This is a genomic window from Anoxybacillus andreesenii, assembly GCF_030813005.1.
Taxonomy (GTDB): Bacteria; Bacillota; Bacilli; order Bacillales; family Cytobacillaceae; genus Robertmurraya; species Robertmurraya andreesenii.
This window is the reverse complement of sequence record NZ_JAUSTU010000015.1, coordinates 86,852-103,856: the sequence shown is the minus strand read 5'-3', so window position 1 is coordinate 103,856 and position 17,005 is coordinate 86,852. Positions and strand designations below refer to the sequence as shown.

At 40.4% G+C, this 17,005-nt stretch carries 20 protein-coding genes; all 20 read left to right on the top strand.

Features of this window, described 5'->3' with window-relative positions; all coding sequences use genetic code 11:
- The first annotated feature begins 100 nt into the window (after nucleotides 1–100).
- The 20 genes from hslV to fliY all read left to right on the top strand — a co-directional run bounded on the left by hslV (nucleotide 101) and on the right by fliY (nucleotide 16,991).
- Complete coding sequence (gene hslV / locus J2S07_RS15480) at nucleotides 101–643, top strand: ATP-dependent protease subunit HslV (protein ID WP_307151321.1); 543 nt, start codon at nucleotides 101–103, stop codon at nucleotides 641–643.
- Nucleotides 644–658: 15 nt separating this feature from the next.
- Nucleotides 659–2,062 carry an ATP-dependent protease ATPase subunit HslU gene (hslU, locus tag J2S07_RS15475; protein ID WP_307151320.1) on the top strand — a complete coding sequence of 468 codons (1,404 nt, stop codon included), beginning with the start codon at nucleotides 659–661 and terminating at the stop codon, nucleotides 2,060–2,062.
- A gap of 52 nt (nucleotides 2,063–2,114) precedes the next feature.
- Nucleotides 2,115–2,894 carry a GTP-sensing pleiotropic transcriptional regulator CodY gene (codY, locus tag J2S07_RS15470; protein WP_307151319.1) on the top strand — a complete coding sequence of 260 codons (780 nt, stop codon included), beginning with the start codon at nucleotides 2,115–2,117 and terminating at the stop codon, nucleotides 2,892–2,894.
- A 403-nt stretch (nucleotides 2,895–3,297) separates the two neighbouring features.
- Nucleotides 3,298–3,693: a flagellar basal body rod protein FlgB gene (flgB, locus tag J2S07_RS15465; RefSeq protein ID WP_307151318.1), complete on the top strand. Its 396-nt coding sequence runs from the start codon at nucleotides 3,298–3,300 to the stop codon at nucleotides 3,691–3,693.
- A 2-nt stretch (nucleotides 3,694–3,695) separates the two neighbouring features.
- The gene (gene flgC, locus J2S07_RS15460; protein WP_307151317.1) at nucleotides 3,696–4,145 is read left to right on the top strand and encodes a flagellar basal body rod protein FlgC; all 450 of its coding nucleotides are present in this window, start codon (nucleotides 3,696–3,698) and stop codon (nucleotides 4,143–4,145) included.
- A 14-nt stretch (nucleotides 4,146–4,159) separates the two neighbouring features.
- Nucleotides 4,160–4,465, top strand: coding sequence for a flagellar hook-basal body complex protein FliE (gene fliE / locus J2S07_RS15455; RefSeq protein ID WP_307151316.1), 306 nt, complete (start codon nucleotides 4,160–4,162; stop codon nucleotides 4,463–4,465).
- 50 nt (nucleotides 4,466–4,515) lie between these two features.
- The gene (gene fliF, locus J2S07_RS15450; RefSeq protein WP_307151315.1) at nucleotides 4,516–6,108 is read left to right on the top strand and encodes a flagellar basal-body MS-ring/collar protein FliF; all 1,593 of its coding nucleotides are present in this window, start codon (nucleotides 4,516–4,518) and stop codon (nucleotides 6,106–6,108) included.
- A gap of 12 nt (nucleotides 6,109–6,120) precedes the next feature.
- A complete protein-coding gene (gene fliG / locus J2S07_RS15445; RefSeq protein ID WP_307151314.1) occupies nucleotides 6,121–7,137 on the top strand; it encodes a flagellar motor switch protein FliG in 1,017 nt (338 codons plus the stop codon).
- On the top strand, nucleotides 7,121–7,894 hold the full coding sequence (gene fliH, locus J2S07_RS15440) for a flagellar assembly protein FliH (protein ID WP_307151324.1): 774 nt from the start codon (nucleotides 7,121–7,123) through the stop codon (nucleotides 7,892–7,894). The genes fliG and fliH overlap by 17 nt, the downstream gene beginning before the upstream one ends.
- 1 nt (nucleotide 7,895) lies before the next feature.
- Nucleotides 7,896–9,212, top strand: a complete 1,317-nt coding sequence (gene fliI / locus J2S07_RS15435; RefSeq protein ID WP_307151313.1) for a flagellar protein export ATPase FliI — start codon at nucleotides 7,896–7,898, stop codon at nucleotides 9,210–9,212.
- A gap of 4 nt (nucleotides 9,213–9,216) precedes the next feature.
- The gene (gene fliJ, locus J2S07_RS15430; protein WP_307151312.1) at nucleotides 9,217–9,660 is read left to right on the top strand and encodes a flagellar export protein FliJ; all 444 of its coding nucleotides are present in this window, start codon (nucleotides 9,217–9,219) and stop codon (nucleotides 9,658–9,660) included.
- Between the two features lie 8 nt (nucleotides 9,661–9,668).
- Nucleotides 9,669–10,283, top strand: coding sequence for a MotE family protein (locus J2S07_RS15425; RefSeq protein WP_307151311.1), 615 nt, complete (start codon nucleotides 9,669–9,671; stop codon nucleotides 10,281–10,283).
- A 30-nt stretch (nucleotides 10,284–10,313) separates the two neighbouring features.
- Nucleotides 10,314–11,585 carry a flagellar hook-length control protein FliK gene (locus J2S07_RS15420; RefSeq protein ID WP_307151310.1) on the top strand — a complete coding sequence of 424 codons (1,272 nt, stop codon included), beginning with the start codon at nucleotides 10,314–10,316 and terminating at the stop codon, nucleotides 11,583–11,585.
- 9 nt (nucleotides 11,586–11,594) lie between these two features.
- Nucleotides 11,595–12,236 carry a flagellar hook assembly protein FlgD gene (gene flgD / locus J2S07_RS15415; RefSeq protein WP_307151309.1) on the top strand — a complete coding sequence of 214 codons (642 nt, stop codon included), beginning with the start codon at nucleotides 11,595–11,597 and terminating at the stop codon, nucleotides 12,234–12,236.
- A gap of 14 nt (nucleotides 12,237–12,250) precedes the next feature.
- On the top strand, nucleotides 12,251–12,640 hold the full coding sequence (locus J2S07_RS15410; RefSeq protein WP_307151308.1) for a TIGR02530 family flagellar biosynthesis protein: 390 nt from the start codon (nucleotides 12,251–12,253) through the stop codon (nucleotides 12,638–12,640).
- Between the two features lie 57 nt (nucleotides 12,641–12,697).
- Nucleotides 12,698–13,987, top strand: a complete 1,290-nt coding sequence (locus tag J2S07_RS15405) for a flagellar hook protein FlgE (protein WP_307151307.1) — start codon at nucleotides 12,698–12,700, stop codon at nucleotides 13,985–13,987.
- A gap of 52 nt (nucleotides 13,988–14,039) precedes the next feature.
- Nucleotides 14,040–14,258 carry a flagellar FlbD family protein gene (locus tag J2S07_RS15400; RefSeq protein WP_307151323.1) on the top strand — a complete coding sequence of 73 codons (219 nt, stop codon included), beginning with the start codon at nucleotides 14,040–14,042 and terminating at the stop codon, nucleotides 14,256–14,258.
- Nucleotides 14,248–14,670 carry a flagellar basal body-associated protein FliL gene (fliL, locus tag J2S07_RS15395; protein WP_307151306.1) on the top strand — a complete coding sequence of 141 codons (423 nt, stop codon included), beginning with the start codon at nucleotides 14,248–14,250 and terminating at the stop codon, nucleotides 14,668–14,670. Before J2S07_RS15400 ends, fliL begins: the two co-directional genes overlap by 11 nt.
- Before the next feature lie 46 nt (nucleotides 14,671–14,716).
- Nucleotides 14,717–15,715: a flagellar motor switch protein FliM gene (gene fliM, locus J2S07_RS15390; protein WP_307151305.1), complete on the top strand. Its 999-nt coding sequence runs from the start codon at nucleotides 14,717–14,719 to the stop codon at nucleotides 15,713–15,715.
- The gene (gene fliY / locus J2S07_RS15385; RefSeq protein WP_307151304.1) at nucleotides 15,705–16,991 is read left to right on the top strand and encodes a flagellar motor switch phosphatase FliY; all 1,287 of its coding nucleotides are present in this window, start codon (nucleotides 15,705–15,707) and stop codon (nucleotides 16,989–16,991) included. The genes fliM and fliY overlap by 11 nt, the downstream gene beginning before the upstream one ends.
- Nucleotides 16,992–17,005: the final 14 nt, after the last annotated feature.

Below are 17,005 nucleotides of genomic sequence, written 5' to 3'. Positions count from 1 at the left end.
CTATCTGAACTACCATCTATGAAGTTATCAAAGAGCAATAAACGAACTGGAAATTACCTCGAAAGAGGATTCTAAACTTACTATACGAGGAGGAAACGGGATGAATCAATTTCATGCTACTACCATTTTCGCTGTGCATCATAATGGAATTTGTGCGATGGCAGGGGATGGCCAGGTTACATTCGGCAATGCCGTAGTGATGAAACACACAGCAAGAAAGGTTAGAAAGATATTTAATGGGAATGTATTAGCTGGCTTTGCTGGTTCGGTAGCAGATGCCTTTACGCTTTTTGAAATGTTCGAAGGAAAGCTCGAGGAATTCAACGGGAATCTTCAGAGGGCTGCTGTAGAGCTTGCAAAAGAGTGGAGAAGTGACAAGGTTCTACGTAAGTTAGAAGCCATGTTAATTGTGATGAACAAAGAGAGCATTCTTCTAGTTTCGGGTACTGGTGAGGTGATTGAGCCAGACGATGGAATTTTAGCGATTGGTTCCGGTGGGAATTATGCTCTTTCAGCAGGTAGAGCTTTAAAGCGCTATGCTGGTGATCATTTAACTGCTAAGGAAATCGCCAAATCTGCCCTTGAAATAGCTTCAGAAATATGTGTCTATACCAATGAAAATATCATAGTCGAAGAGCTGTAAAGGAGGAATGAAGTGGTGGGATACGGAACAAACTTAACACCAAGGCAAATTGTCGAACGGTTGGATCAATACATTGTTGGTCAAAAGGATGCAAAGCAAGCAGTTGCAGTTGCTTTAAGGAATCGCTACCGCCGTAGTTTATTAGACGAAAAGCTCCGAGATGAAATCAATCCCAAGAATATTCTAATGATTGGGCCAACTGGTGTAGGGAAGACTGAAATTGCAAGAAGAATGGCAAAGCTCGTCAATGCCCCTTTTGTGAAGGTTGAAGCGACCAAATTCACAGAGGTCGGATATGTGGGCAGAGATGTAGAATCAATGGTCAGGGATTTAGTGGAAACCGCTGTTCGTCTAGTAAAAGAAGAAAAAATGGCCAGCGTGAAAGAGCGGGCTGAAGAAAACGCCAATCGCCGCCTTGTCGAACTGCTCGTACCATCGCAAAAAAAAGCGACAAGCTACAAAAACCCGCTAGAAATGCTTTTTGGTGGTGGGAACCAGCAGGAGCAAGACAGCAATCCATCTGAGGAATACAATCTTCAAGAAAAGCGAAAGATTATCCGTGAAAAGCTGGCGATGGGCGATTTGGAAAACGAAGTTGTCACCGTGGAGGTAGAGGAGCAGCAAGCTTCTATGTTCGATTTGCTGCAGGGCTCTGGAATGGAACAAATGGGCATGAATATGCAAGATGCCTTAAGTGGGCTTATGCCAAAGAAACGGAAGAAAAGGAAGCTTACTGTCAGGGAGGCGCGAAAGGTTTTAACAAATGAAGAGGCACAGAAGCTGATCGATATGGATGAGGTAACACAGGAGGCTGTATTTAGGGCAGAGCAATCCGGGATTATTTTTATCGATGAGATTGACAAAATCGCAAGCAAGAATCATGGTGGCTCTTCAGCGGATGTATCAAGAGAAGGGGTTCAACGGGACATCCTTCCAGTTGTAGAGGGTTCAACAGTCGTGACTAAATACGGCTCTGTTAAGACAGACCATGTTTTATTTATGGCGGCAGGAGCCTTTCATATTGCTAAGCCGTCTGATTTAATCCCTGAGCTTCAAGGTCGTTTTCCAATCCGTGTAGAGTTGACTAAGCTTACAGTCGATGACTTCTTCAAGATTTTAATCGAGCCGGATAATGCCCTTATTAAACAATATCAAGCTTTATTAGCAACAGAAGGTATACAAATTGAATTTTCTGACGATGCTATTCGTAAGATTGCAGAAGTTGCGTTCGAGGTCAATCAGAATACAGATAATATCGGTGCAAGACGCCTTCACACCATTCTTGAAAAACTGTTAGAAGACCTGTCATTTGAAGCTCCTGAAATTTCAATGGAGAAGGTGACAATTACACCACAATATGTCGAAGAAAAGCTTGGAGCCATCTCCAAAAATAAAGATTTGAGTCAGTTTATCTTGTAAGTGCAGATAAAATTAAATATTGAAGGTTTTAGCCAATTAGGAGGAAGAAACAATGGATTTATTAACAAAAACGAGAAAGATTAATGCATTATTACAAAAAGCAGCAGGTAAACCAGTGAATTTTAAAGAAATGTCTGAAACGTTAAGTGAAGTAATTGAAGCGAATGTCTTTATCGTAAGTCGCCGTGGAAAATTACTTGGTTATGCGGTCAACCAACAAATTGAAAATGATCGTATGATTAAAATGCTTGAGGATCGTCAATTTCCAGAAGAGTATACCAATAATCTTTTTAACATTAAGGAAACCTCACCAAATCTTGATGTGAATAGTGAGTACACTGCTTTCCCAGTTGAGAATAAAGAATTATTCCAAAGTGGATTGACAACAATTGTTCCAATTATTGGTGGGGGAGAGAGACTTGGCACTCTAATTCTTGCGAGATTACAGGAGCAATTCCATGATGATGATCTAATTCTAGGTGAATATGGTGCAACGGTTGTAGGAATGGAGATTCTTCGTGAAAAAGCGGAAGAAATTGAAGAGGAAGCTCGCAGCAAGGCTGTTGTGCAAATGGCCATCAGTTCATTGTCCTATAGTGAGCTCGAGGCAATTGAGCATATTTTTGAAGAGCTTAACGGACATGAAGGTCTCCTGGTTGCTTCGAAAATAGCAGACAGAGTTGGAATCACACGTTCCGTTATCGTTAACGCTTTAAGGAAGCTTGAGAGTGCTGGTGTGATTGAATCACGTTCATTAGGTATGAAGGGAACATATATTAAGGTATTAAATGATAAATTCCTTGTGGAACTAGATAAATTAAGAACCAACTAATAGGAACAATCTTTGTTAGTAAATATGATCACTGAAAACCCCTAACTTAGGGGTTTTTGTCGTTTTTAGGTCGATTATTGAATTCTACTTTCAGTTAATTTACAAATTGTTACAAAAATATGTATAAAGATAGGATCAATTTTTCGACAAAACTATCATTACTATAGTAATAATCAACGAAAATATCGTATATTAAGAGTTGTTTTTAACTTATAGGACGAAGAGAGGGACCTTTTCCATAGAAAAAATGGAGAACCATAGTGAAACAGGACATATCTCCCATGTTTTTTAGCTCAATATTCGTAGACATATTATTACATATTCATTACAATAAGTAATATGCTACATAATTCAGCTTTTTATTACAAAATTCAACATAATTATTAAATGGGGGTGACAAACTTTGAAGCTTTTTTCAAATACCATAACAACCCTTGAACAAGCATTAAACTATTCATCTACCAAACAAAAAGTGATTGCTCAAAATATATCAAATGCCGATACGCCAAATTACAAGTCGAAGGAAGTCAGTTTCAAGTCTGCATTGCAAAATGCAATGGATCAGTCCATGCAGGCTAAACGGACAGATGCTCGGCATTTTGAATTCAAAGGGCAACAGACAAATGGTATAGCCATAACAACTAACCAAAATACCTCTTATAACAATAATGGAAACAATGTGGATGTTGACAAAGAAATGGCGGATTTGGCGACAAATCAAATCTACTACAATGCTTTGACAGAGCGAATCAGCGGTAAGTTTCAAACCTTACAATCTGTTATTAGAGGAGGGAAATAGCGATGTCAATTTTTCATAGCATCAATACTTCTGCGTCGGCCTTAACGACCCAAAGACTCAGAATGGATGTTATTTCTTCAAATATGGCCAATGTCGATTCGACAAGAGCTACACAAGTGAATGGAGAGTGGGTGCCATATAGAAGAAAATCGGTCGTACTGGAGCCGAAGGAAAATAACTTTTCTTCGTTCTTAAATGTTGCGATGAATAGGAGTGAAGTTGGGAATGGTGTCAAGGTGACAAGAATTGTCGAGGACGACACTCCTTTCAAAGAGGTCTATGATCCAGAGCACCCCGATGCGAATGAATTTGGTTATGTGCAAATGCCTAATGTAGACCCTTTAAGAGAAATGGTTGATTTGATTAGTGCATCAAGATCCTACGAGGCCAACGTCACAGTACTCAATGCTTCAAAAGGGATGCTGATGAAGGCGTTAGAAATAGGAAAGTAAAGGAGCCAATATAAATGAACAATGTTTCATTTCCAAATATGTCTCGAATCTTTAAAGAAGCTGATGTGTCAAAAACGACAGCTACACCTTACGAAGCACAAAAGAGCTTTGCTTCCGTACTTAAGCAATCTATTGAAAAAGTAAATGAAGCACAAATACAATCGGATGTAATGACTGAAAAACTAGCACGCGGTGAAAACGTTGATTTACATCAAGTCATGATTGCTAGTCAAAAGGCTAGTATTACTTTGCAAGCAACAATGGAAGTAAGAAATAAAGTAATTGAAGCCTATCAAGAAGTTATGAGAATGCAGGTCTAGTATAGTTGTAGTTCTTTCCAACAATTAGACAGAATAGCCGGGGGATAAGAATGACAGTTTCGTTTCAAAAATATATAGATAAATTAAAAGAATATTGGAGTGGCCGTTCTAAGAAACAAAAAATGATCATTATCGGCTCTATTCTGTTACTTGTAATTTTAATTTCCTTAACAACTTTTTTTGCTACACGAACGAAGATGGTTCCTTTATACAAAGATTTATCACTATCTGAGGTAGGAACAATAAAGGCAAGTCTGGATGAAAAGGGCGTCAAATATGAGATTTCGGGCTCGCAAATTCTTGTTCCAGAAAAGGACGCCGATAATCTTTTGGTCGATCTTGCTGCTGAAGGGCTGCCAAAGTCTGGAGGAATTGACTACTCTTTTTTTAGTCAGAACGCTGGGATTGGGATGACGGATAACGAGTTTAATGTCATGAAGCTTGATGCCATGCAAACGGAGTTGGCTAACCTCATAAAGGGGATTGATGGGATTGAGGATGCAAATGTGATGATCACCCTGCCTCCCCAAGGCATTTTTGTGAGTGATACAAAGGAGGAAGCCTCTGCTGCGATCGTTTTGAAGACGAAAGCGGGCTATCAGTTTGAGGAGAAACAAATCAAGGGCCTCTATCATCTTGTTTCAAAGAGTGTTCCAAGCCTTCCTACTGATAATATCGTCATTTATAACCAAAATTTTGAGTATTTCGATCTAAAAAATAGTGAAAATTCTTCAGGTGAAACCTTTGCTACACAAAATCAGATCAAGAAGGAAATTGAACGTGATGTACAGCGCCAGGTTCAAAGCATGCTTGGTACTTTGATGGGGCAGGATAAGGTCGTGGTTTCGGTAACGGCTGATGTTGATTTCACGCAAGAGAATAGAGAGGAAAATCTCGTCACCCCTGTGGATGAAGAAAATATGGAAGGCATTAAGATCAGTGCCCAAAAAATCACAGAGACCTTCTCAGGCGAAGGGGCAGCAGCAGGGGGTGTACCTCAGGGAGAAGATCCTGCTGATACGTTAGGCGGAACCTACCAGCAAGGCGCTAATGGGAACGGCGATTACGAAAGAATTGAAGAGACCATCAACAATGAAGTGAATAAGATCCGAAAGGAAATCGTTGAGAGTCCTTATAAGATTAGAGACTTAGGAATTCAGGTAATGGTTGAGCCACCAGATCCAGAGGATGCAACGTCTCTTCCGCAAGAAAGAGTAGATGACATTAGCAAAATATTAAGTACGATCGTGCGTACTACCATCGATAAGGATGCAGCAGGCGCTGAGCTAACAGATGAAGCAATTCAAGACAAAATTGTCGTCTCTGTTCAACCATTTAACGGTAAGCCACAGTTCAGTTCTGAACAGAAATTTACATTGCCTTGGTGGGCATATGTGGTAGGTGGAATTCTTCTCTTAGTCATTGGTTTGGGAATCTTCTTGTTTATCCGTTCACGTAAGAAACGTGAGGAAGAAGAGGAGATGGAGGAAATCATGGATAATGGACCACAGTTGACTATCCCAGATGTAAATGACGAGCAGGAAACGGAAAGCTCGTTAAGACGTAAGCAACTTGAAAAGATGGCGAAGGACAAGCCTGAGGACTTTGCTAAACTATTACGGACGTGGATTTCAGAAGACTAGGAGGTATGAAAGTTGGCAAAAAAAGACCATAAAGAGCTATCAGGGAAACAAAAAGCAGCCATCCTTCTTATTTCGCTGGGACCTGATGTATCTGCGTCTGTTTATAAGCATTTAAGTGAAGAAGAAATTGAGAAACTCACATTAGAAATCTCAGGTGTAAAAAAAGTAGATACTCAGGCCAAGGAAGAAATCGTTGAAGAGTTTCATAACATTGCCTTGGCACAGGACTATATTGCACAAGGTGGAATTGGCTACGCGAAGACGGTGCTTGAGAAGGCACTGGGTGCTGAACAAGCGGCTGTTATTATAAATAGACTAACCTCATCCTTGCAGGTACGCCCGTTTGATTTTGCGAGAAAAGCTGACCCAGGACAAATATTGAATTTTATCCAAAATGAACATCCCCAAACGATCGCCTTAATTTTGTCCTATTTAGATTCTGCGCAAGCAGGGCAAATTCTTTCAGAATTACCGCAGGAAATGCAAGCAGATGTTGCGAGAAGAATTGCTGTAATGGATAGTACTTCACCTGAAATTATTAATGAGGTTGAACAAATTCTGGAACGGAAGCTGTCATCGACAGTGACTCAGGATTACACTCAAACAGGTGGAGTTGAGGCAGTTGTTGAGGTTCTTAATGGTGTTGATCGAGCAACTGAACGAACCATTCTCGATGCTCTAGAAATTCAAGATCCAGAGCTTGCAGAAGAAATCAAGAAGAGAATGTTTGTCTTTGAGGATATTGTCACGCTTGATAATCGTGCCATTCAAAGGGTTATTAGAGATTGTGAGAATGAGGATCTGATGCTGTCCTTGAAGGTGTCAAGCGATGAGGTGAAGGATATCGTCTTTAAAAATATGTCAACACGGATGGTAGAGACCTTTAAGGATGAAATGGAATTCATGGGACCTGTACGCTTGCGTGATGTAGAGGAAGCCCAATCAAGAATTGTTGCCATTATTCGTCGTCTTGAGGAGTCCGGTGAAATCGTCGTTGCTCGCGGCGGAGGAGATGATATTATTGTCTAGGCTTATCAAATCAGGTTGGACAATTCCTGACAAATCTGAAAATCGGGTCATTTCCATCAAAACATTTAAAGTTCATCAGGAAGAATCGGGTGAACCTTATACAAGTATTGATGCAATGAAAGAAAGAGAACAAATTATCGAAAAGGCCGTGACTGAAGCAGATTCGATTGTTGCAGAGGCAAATGCCTACAAGGAAAGCATTGAGATTCAATTGCAGCAGGAAAAATTAAACTGGGAGCAAGAGAAGGTTCTTCTTACGAATCAAGCTCAGGAAAGTGGATTTGAAGCAGGGTTCCATGAGGGAAGAAATCAAGGTTACAATGAGACTCAAAGTTTAATAGATGAGGCAAAACAGATTATCGATAAATCAAAAGAGGACTATTTTAAAAAAATTGAATCGGCTGAAGAAACGATTTTAAATCTTGGCCTTAAAGTAGCGGAAAGAATCCTTGGTACACAGCTTAAAGAAAACGAAGAGGTTTTTTTAAGCATAGCCAAGCGTGCTTTAAAGGAAGCAAGAGAGTATCGTGAGATTCAATTGCATATTCATCCGCGTTATTATGACTTTTTGATCGAGCAAAAGGATGATTTAATAAGCATTTTTCCTAAGGAAACAGAGCTTTATATTTATCCAGATAGTGATTTATCAGAACAAAGCTGTATCATAGAATCTGCAAATGGGCGAATTGATGCTAGCGTCGATGTACAGCTCGAAGAAATCAAGGCTAAGCTTTTTGAAATGTTGGAGAGTGAATAACGTGAGGGCAGCCGAACTGATTGCGCAAATCAACCAAATCGATACATTTAAACGTTACGGTAGGGTAAAACAGGTTGTAGGGCTTATGATTGAATCCCAGGGTCCAGAAAGCTCCATTGGTGATGTTTGCTATATTCATGTCGGCCATAAGCAGAAACGTAAAATTCAAGCAGAAGTAGTTGGCTTTAAAGATGAAAATATTATTTTAATGCCCTACACAACGGTCAATGATATTGCTCCAGGAAGCTTGGTGGAGGCAACTCTAAAACCTTTAGAGGTGAAGGTTGGTCCTGGTCTAATTGGCAGTGTTGTGGATTCATTAGGAAATCCTTTAGATGATTCCCCCTTGCCAAAGGGCCTTACACCGGTCTTAACTGAGCAGGAGCCGCCTAATCCGTTAAATCGTCCGCCCATTTCCGAACCAATAGAGGTCGGCGTAAGGATGATTGACAGCTTACTAACGGTTGGGAATGGTCAAAGGGTAGGGATCTTTGCCGGTAGTGGTGTGGGAAAAAGCACCTTGCTTGGTATGATTGCTCGCAATACAAAGGCTGATTTAAATGTCATTGCGCTCATTGGTGAACGTGGACGTGAGGTTAGAGAATTCATTGAAAGAGATTTAGGACCAGAAGGGTTAGAACGTTCGATTGTGGTGGTGGCCACTTCTGACCAGCCAGCTCTCATGAGAATCAAGGGAGCATTTACAGCCACGGCGATAGCGGAATATTTCCGTGATAAGGGTCTAAATGTCATGATGATGATGGACTCGGTTACTCGTGTCGCAATGGCACAACGTGAGGTTGGTCTAGCGATTGGTGAACCACCGACTACAAAGGGCTATACTCCATCTGTATTTGCCATTTTACCTAAGCTATTAGAAAGAACAGGGACTAACCTGCATGGTTCGATTACCGCATTCTATACTGTTTTGGTGGACGGCGATGACATGAATGAGCCTATTGCAGATGCTGTACGGGGGATTTTGGATGGCCACTTTGTCTTAGATCGGGATTTGGCTAATAAGGGACAATATCCAGCTGTCAATATATTAAAAAGTGTTAGTCGTGTTATGAACAATATTGTTCCGAGTGAGCATCGTCACTCGTCGGAGAGACTGCGGGAACTGTTAAGCACCTATATCAATGCTGAGGATTTAATCAATATCGGAGCTTATAAGAAAGGCTCATCTCGGCAAATTGATGAAGCGATTCGGTTATACCCCGAAATTATTGAATTTCTTAAGCAGCAAACAGATGAGAAGGTTTCTTTGAACGAGGCTATAGCTGGGCTTTACAGATTGATTGGAAAAGGTGATTAAACCGATGAATTATCAATATAAGTTTGGTCGGGTGCTTGCCCTGAAGGAACGAGAAAAGGATGAGGCTTTATCTCTCTATCAGGAATCTGTCAAGAAGTTTGAGGAAGCTGCCCAAAAGCTCTATGAGCTGTTGAAGAAAAAAGAAGATCTAGAAGCCCATCAAGCTACTGGATTGCAAAAGGGACTTTCCATCATGGATATCCGTCAGCAACAGTTATTCATCGGAAACATCGAAAAAACGATTCATCATTATCAAAAAATGGTCATAAATGCAAGGAATCGGATGAATCTTCATCAAGAGAAACTGATGGAGAAAAATATTGAAGTAAAAAAATATGAAAAAATTCGTGAAAAGGATTTTGAACTTTTTTTAAGAGAATTGAAGGCAAATGAAAGTAAGCAAATGGATGATATCTCGATACAACATTATATGCATCGAGGAGGTTAGGTGATGAAATGGCGAAGACAAAGGAAGATAAAGAAGTATTAGATGAAAAAGAACAGAAAAAATTTAACAAATTCCAATGGTTTGTGTACACAGGTCTAATCCCTTTCCTTTTCACTATCCTAGTCGTCCTTATTGTCCTTTCATTTGCGGGAATTAATGTGTTTGAAAAGGCTAAGGAAGTTGGAGAAAAGATTCCGTTTGTCTCAAATTTCATTAAAGAAGATGAAACCAAGACTACTGAAGAATGGGAAAAAAGTCTCATTGAGCTTGAAGGCGAGATTAAGGATAAGGAAGCACAAATTGAACAGCTTCAGACAGAGCTTGATGGTAAGGACAAGGAAGTTGAACGAGGCAAGCTAGAAATCGAGCAACTGCAGGCGCAAATTGACGAATTAATGGCAATTCAGGAAGAAAATAAGAGGGCCTTCAAGGATATTATTAAAACCTATGAAACGATGTCAGCCAAAAAAGCGGCACCGATTATTTCGCAAATGAATGATCAAGAGGCATTAAAAATTCTATCCAATATCAAGGCGGACAATTTAGCGGCCATCATGGAAAGCTTGCAGCCGGATAAAGCTGCTAAATATACGGAGTTGCTAACAAATGAAGCAGAGAATTAATATTGTTTTTCTTGAAAGGAGGTGAAAAGAATGGAGATCGGTGGATTGGGCACAGTGAAGACGTTGATTTCTTCAGCAAATGACAATTCCCAAAGCTCACAGGTCAGCGGCTTTCTCGGTGTTTTTGGTGCTTTACTAACTGAAGAAAATAGTTCAATCGAAAATGCCTCACTTGGAGCAAATCCAATATCAAAAGAAGAGCTGCTGAATCTGATTCAATTATTAAAAACAGAGGATATTCTTGATGTTGAAGGTGGAATGGAGCTTCTAAACAAGGCGTTATCAACTGATAATGAGCAAGAAATCATTTCATTTGTTAAGAGCTTAGTTTTAGGAGATTCAAATTTGAAGAATTTGGTTGAACTAGCTTCTGGGCAAATTAGTGATAAGGGACAACTAGAGGACCTAGAAAATGGGTCAGCTAAAGAGGGAACAGCTAGAATTGAAGACTTAATTCAAGTTGTGGAACAGCTTTTATCCATGCCTATACAGGAATTGAGTAAGCTCCTCAATGGTGAAATGCAGAATGTGATCAAAGCGATTAAACTCATTGACTTAACTTTTAATGAGAGGAATCCTGGGTTTGATGATGCACCGTTAAAGGCTTTAATTCATGAGCTAACAAAGAAACTTGAATTATTAGGAGAGAATGGCAAGGGATTGTTGCTGGATTCCGGAAAACAGGTTTCAAGAATGGAATACCTTCATCGAACCTTTAACACGGTTGCTGCGGAATGGAATAGTGAAGCACAAACGGAGCAAAGACCTATTAACACGAAGACAGAAGCCGTAAGCGGAGTGATCCCATTTCAGCAAATGAGCAAAGCTGAGCAATTGACTTTACATTTAAGTCAATCAGGAAGGCCTACCAATTCGGCAGAGCTTATTAAACAATTCGAAAATATTCTAGCCAGAAGTCAATTTTCAAATGTTGCAGGTGCGCAAAAGCTATTGATCAAATTAAATCCTGAACATCTAGGGGCTCTTAGAATTGAGTTAATTCAAAGGGATGCGGGGTTAGTGGCTAGGATTATGACGACCACTCAGGCAGCCAAGGATGCCCTTGAGACCCACTTGAACGGATTAAGACAAGCCTTTGGCTCGCAAAACATCCAAGTGGACAGAGTGGAGGTTTCACAGGCTATGGCGCAGCAGCAGGATCGATATTTCGGCCGAGAGCAAGGCCAGCAGTCACAACAACAATGGCAAGACAATGAAGAAAAGAACAAGCAGGATGAGAAATTAGAAAATGAAGCATTTAATTTTTCATTAGAAGAGGCTCTTGTAAATACGGAAGTGTAGGTGGTTAGGATGACAAATACGATTGATCCGTCGCTGCTTTTATCTGAGTATCAGAACAGTCAACGAAAAACGGGTTCAAATACGCTTGGGAAAGACGATTTTCTGAAGCTATTAATTACACAGCTTGCAAATCAAGACCCGACAAATCCGATGCAGGATCGAGAGTTTATTTCACAAATGGCTCAGTTTTCTTCATTGGAGCAAATGACCAACATGAACAATACGATGCAAAAGTTTATCGACTCACAGCAGCAAAATACACTCATTGCTTATAACCAATTTATTGGTAAAGAGATTACTTGGCATCGAATTAGCTACACGGATGAAAAAAATCCAAAACCAGTTATCGAAGAAGGTACTGGTAAGGTCGTATCGCTGCAATTTAAAGATAACAATGTTTATTTTATATTAGAAGATGGGACGAAATTAGAGCCGGGAAATGTTTCACAAATTAATTCTGTTTCATCAGAAAATCAATTAACTCAAGCAAGTCTATTAATTGGAAAAACGGTCACCTATAAAGGAAAGGATAATGAAGAGCTAGTTGCTCAAGTGAAATCCGTATTCTTTAAAGATGGAAAGACATTTTTTCAATTAAACGATGAAAACAACACTAATATCACTGCATCACAGATAACGAAAATCGAATAAAGAGGGTAGGTTGAATGGATAAGTCTTCATTTAGGCCAATACAAGCTCAGCCGCTCACAACCGGGCAGCTTCATTCCAAGAAGCCAAATCAAATCAAGGGAAATGCTTTCTCACTTCATTTACAACAGGCGATTCAAGAAGGTGACAACAAGTTAACCTTAAGCAAGCATGCAAAGGAGCGGTTGATACAGCGAGATATACATATTTCTGACAATCGCTGGGAGCAAATCGAACAAAGAGTAAATGAGGCCAAAAAACTGGGAGTAAAGGATTCTCTAGTATTGTTGGATAATGCAGCACTGATTGTCAGCGCCAAAAACAATACGGTCATAACTGCAATGGATCGCCAGGAAGCAACGACACAAATTTTCACTAACATTAACGGGACAATTGTACTAGAATAAAAAAGTGGCTGGACCTATTTAGGAAGCCGGAGCTGTGGACCGATCGAAGCAGCTCAAATGGAAAGGAGAAATAATTATATGCTACGCTCCATGTACTCAGGAATAAGCGGAATGAAGAACATGCAAACAAAACTTGACGTAATTGGTAATAATATTGCCAATGTCAATACTTACGGATTTAAAAAAGGTCGTGTAACATTTAAAGATATGATGAGTCAGACGGTTGCTGGTGCATCTGCATCTAATGAAACAAGGGGCGGAACAAATCCAAAGCAGGTTGGATTAGGTTCCACTTTAGCAACTATAGATACAATTCATGACGGTTCAAGTTTACAAACAACCAATCGCTCCCTTGATCTTGGAATCGATGGGGATGGATACTTCGTCGTACGTCAAGGGACAGCACAATACTATACAAGAGCTGGGAACTTTTATTTAGATGATAATGGCTTACTCGTAAATGGTGATGGATTGGCGGTTCAAGCTTATCAATATGATAATGCTGGAAATTTAACGAATAGACTAGGAGACATAGCAGTAAATGTTAACGCGGTAATGCCAGCACAGACAACAACAATTATCTCTGCAGCAGGGAATCTCCCAGCCAATGCTATAGCTGAAGATACGACCGCTACTCCACCAGTGAAAGGTTTTATTTATACACAACAGATAAAAGTAGTAGACAAAAACGGTAATGCACATGCATTAGATGTTCACTTTAAAAAAACTGGGGAAAATGAATGGAGTCTTTATATAAATCAGGATCCCAATAAGGCAGATTCTACCGGAACAGAGATAAAATTTAAAGCTGATGGAACATTAGATTCAGATGAAGAAATTGACATTACAAATAAAATTCCAATTGGGAAAGATGCAGATGGAAATGACATTGAATTAGAATTAGGTGATAATGGACTAACTTTAAATGTATCTCAACTATCACAAAACTCTGGAACCGCCTCTGCATTGTTAGATCCTGATGGTAGCACAGAAGGCAAACTAGAAAGCTTTAATATTGGCGCAACCGGTGATATAACAGGTGTCTATTCCAACGGAGAGATAGTGACATTAGGGCGCCTAGCACTTGCAAAATTCAGTAATACCTCTGGTTTAATGAAAGCAGGAAATAACTTATTCCAAGAAACCATTAACTCAGGCACAGCTAATATAGGAGCTGCAGGAGAGGGGCGCGGTACACTCGTTTCAGGTTCCCTCGAAATGTCAAACGTCGACTTATCCGAGGAATTCACCGAAATGATCGTCGCACAGCGTGGCTTCCAAGCAAACACTCGAATCATCACAACATCCGATGAAATTCTTCAAGAGCTTGTTAATTTAAAACGATAGGTTAAGGGAGGGACAGGGCTGAAGATGATTGTCTTCAGTCCTGAATAGACAAGTGATTAATGTGACTAGATTGAATGGAAAAGGGTTTACGATTAATGCCATCTATATTGAAACGATTGAATCGTTTCCTGATACGACCATTACCCTTACGAATGGGAGAAAGTATGTCGTAAAGGAAAGCAAGGACGAGGTCCTGCAGCTTGTCACGAGATTCTATCAAACGATTAACCTATTAGGACTACAGATGGAGGAGCCAGAGGATGAAAAATAATAAACTTGTCATGATTATGTTAATACTTCTTATCGCCATCACCCTCGTTGGCGCTGTTGCCGTTGTAGTTATTCTGAAGGTTACTGATGAGGACAAGGAGCCAACGATAGATGAAGTGCTCGAAGCTTCAGTGGATGTTCCGGAAATTACTACGAACCTAGCCAGCAATGATTTTATTCGAATATCCTTTAAGATTCAAACAGACGGGAAGAAAGCGAAAGAAGAGCTAGAAAAGAGAGATTTTCAAGTGAAGAATATTATTATTCATACCCTCTCAGAAAAGACAGCAGAGCAGGTCTCTGGGAATGAGGGACAAACTCAGCTCGAAAATGAGCTAAAGGAAGAGATTAATAAGCTTATGCAAAAAGGGAAAGTTGAAAAGGTTTATATAACGGGATCACTCCTTCCATAATTTGATCACCATTATGAAAAAGTATAGCGAATGGAGGTGAGGATTCATGTCTGGAGAAGTTTTATCACAAAGTGAAATAGACGCCCTACTTTCTGCCATTTCAACGGGAGAAATGGATGCCGATGAGCTGAAGAAAGAAACGACGGAGAAAAAGGTAAAGGTGTACGACTTTAAGAGGGCTTTGAGATTCTCAAAGGATCAAATTCGTAGCTTAACACGAATCCATGAGAATTTCGCAAGGTTACTCACTACCTTTTTCTCAGCACAGCTCAGAACCTATGTCCAAATCACGGTGGCATCCGCGGACCAAATACCTTATGAAGAATTTATTCGGTCCATCCCGAAAATGACCATCCTAAATGTATTTGAGGTTCCGCCGCTAGATGGTAGGATTCTGATGGAGGTCAACCCCAACATCGCCTACGCAATGATGGATAGAATGATGGGTGGCAAGGGCTCGAGCATCAATAAAGTTGAAAATTTAACCGAAATTGAAACAAAGATTATGTCCAACACGTTTGAGCGCTCCTTTGAAAATTTACGGGAGGCATGGGAAACGATTGCGGATATTGACCCAATCCTAACAGATTTTGAAGTGAATCCTCAATTCTTGCAAATGGTTTCTCCAAATGAAACAGTTGTAGTCATCTCATTAAATACAACCATCGGGGAAACGACTGGGATGATTAATATATGCATACCTCATGTTGTGCTGGAACCAATTATCCCTAAGCTTTCTGTACATTATTGGATGCAGACAGACAAGAAGGAAAGGGAGCCTAAAGAAATCGAAGTTTTGGAGAAACGCTTAAAACGGGCCGATATTCCAGTATCGATAGATTTAGGAAGCACGGAGATTTCCATCCAAGATTTCTTAATGCTTGATGTAGGGGATGTAATTGAATTGAATCAACAAATTGAACACCCACTAACGATAAAAATTGGTGGGATGCCAAAGTTTCATGGACAGCCAGGGTTAGCGAATAAGAAGATAGCTGTTCAAGTATTAGAAATTATGAAGGGGGGCGACGACGATGGTGAGTGATGATATGCTCTCTCAAGATGAAATAGATGCCTTACTAAGAGGTACAGATGACATTGAGCCCGAGGTTCATGACATTGAAGAGACAAAAGTAGAAGATTATCTTTCTTCCATGGAGCAGGATGCACTGGGGGAAATTGGTAATATTTCCTTTGGAAGCTCGGCAACAGCCCTCTCAACGCTACTGAATCAAAAGGTTGATATTACAACCCCAACTGTTACCGTTATTCCACAGCGTCAATTAGAGGAGGAATTTCCACATCCGTATGTAGCCATCCAAGTCAGCTATACAGAAGGCTTTTCAGGAAGTAATTTGCTAGTGATTAAGCAGGAGGATGCAGCGGTGATTGCCGATCTCATGCTTGGCGGAGATGGAATTAACCCTGCCGAACTATTGGGAGAGATACAGCTGAGCGCTGTCCAAGAGGCGATGAATCAAATGATGGGTTCGTCCGCTACTTCCATGTCAACGATTTTTAGTAAAAGAGTAGATATTTCCCCACCTTCTATTGATATGTTAGATCTCAGGCATGGAGAAGGGACGGATAGGATACCAAACGATGATATGCTTGTGAAGGTATCGTTCAGGTTAAAGGTTGGAGAATTAATCGATTCGAGCATCATGCAGCTACTTCCACTAGAATTTGCCAAGGGTTTAGTTGCAGAATTGTTAAATCCTGAAGCCTCAAGCACTGAAGCTTCTGCTAGAATAGAAGAGGTTAAAGATACTAGAATTGAAGAACCTGTCATGAATCAACCACAACAGACTCAAAATGTAGAGTATCATGGACAAGCAAATCCCTCCATGGATGCACAGCAAACCATGCCTATGAACGGTGGAACAGGATACCCGGGAAATTGGCAGCAAGGACCAGCTCCTGGTGGCTATCAAATGCCACCGCTCATGCAGCAAACAGGCCCACAATATTATGGGACGCAATATCCTGGCGGAGCACAGCCGACGGTTCAACCGGCTGTCTTCTCAAACTTTGAACAGGTTTCACTGCAGGAGTCAGAGACAAAGAACCTGAACATGCTCCTTGATATCCCATTACAGGTTACGGTCGAGCTGGGGAGAACAAAAAGGTCTGTCAAAGAGATTCTTGAACTTTCACCTGGTTCCATTATTGAGCTTGACAAGCTCGCAGGAGAACCAGTTGATATTTTGGTCAATAATCGACTTATCGCCAAGGGTGAGGTAGTCGTAATTGATGAGAACTTTGGTGTCCGTGTGACAGATATTATTAGTCAAAGTGATAGACTTAATAAACTTAGATAATCAATGGGGGTAGA

Coding starts and splice junctions, on each gene's coding strand:
- hslV (WP_307151321.1), top strand. CDS start 101: ATGAATCAATTTCATGCTACTACCATTTTCGCTGTGCATCATAATGGA.
- codY (WP_307151319.1), top strand. CDS start 2,115: ATGGATTTATTAACAAAAACGAGAAAGATTAATGCATTATTACAAAAA.
- flgC (WP_307151317.1), top strand. CDS start 3,696: ATGTCAATTTTTCATAGCATCAATACTTCTGCGTCGGCCTTAACGACC.
- fliE (WP_307151316.1), top strand. CDS start 4,160: ATGAACAATGTTTCATTTCCAAATATGTCTCGAATCTTTAAAGAAGCT.
- fliF (WP_307151315.1), top strand. CDS start 4,516: ATGACAGTTTCGTTTCAAAAATATATAGATAAATTAAAAGAATATTGG.
- fliH (WP_307151324.1), top strand. CDS start 7,121: ATGATATTATTGTCTAGGCTTATCAAATCAGGTTGGACAATTCCTGAC.
- fliJ (WP_307151312.1), top strand. CDS start 9,217: ATGAATTATCAATATAAGTTTGGTCGGGTGCTTGCCCTGAAGGAACGA.
- J2S07_RS15425 (WP_307151311.1), top strand. CDS start 9,669: ATGGCGAAGACAAAGGAAGATAAAGAAGTATTAGATGAAAAAGAACAG.
- J2S07_RS15420 (WP_307151310.1), top strand. CDS start 10,314: ATGGAGATCGGTGGATTGGGCACAGTGAAGACGTTGATTTCTTCAGCA.
- flgD (WP_307151309.1), top strand. CDS start 11,595: ATGACAAATACGATTGATCCGTCGCTGCTTTTATCTGAGTATCAGAAC.
- J2S07_RS15410 (WP_307151308.1), top strand. CDS start 12,251: ATGGATAAGTCTTCATTTAGGCCAATACAAGCTCAGCCGCTCACAACC.
- J2S07_RS15405 (WP_307151307.1), top strand. CDS start 12,698: ATGGAAAGGAGAAATAATTATATGCTACGCTCCATGTACTCAGGAATA.
- fliL (WP_307151306.1), top strand. CDS start 14,248: ATGAAAAATAATAAACTTGTCATGATTATGTTAATACTTCTTATCGCC.
- fliM (WP_307151305.1), top strand. CDS start 14,717: ATGTCTGGAGAAGTTTTATCACAAAGTGAAATAGACGCCCTACTTTCT.
- fliY (WP_307151304.1), top strand. CDS start 15,705: ATGGTGAGTGATGATATGCTCTCTCAAGATGAAATAGATGCCTTACTA.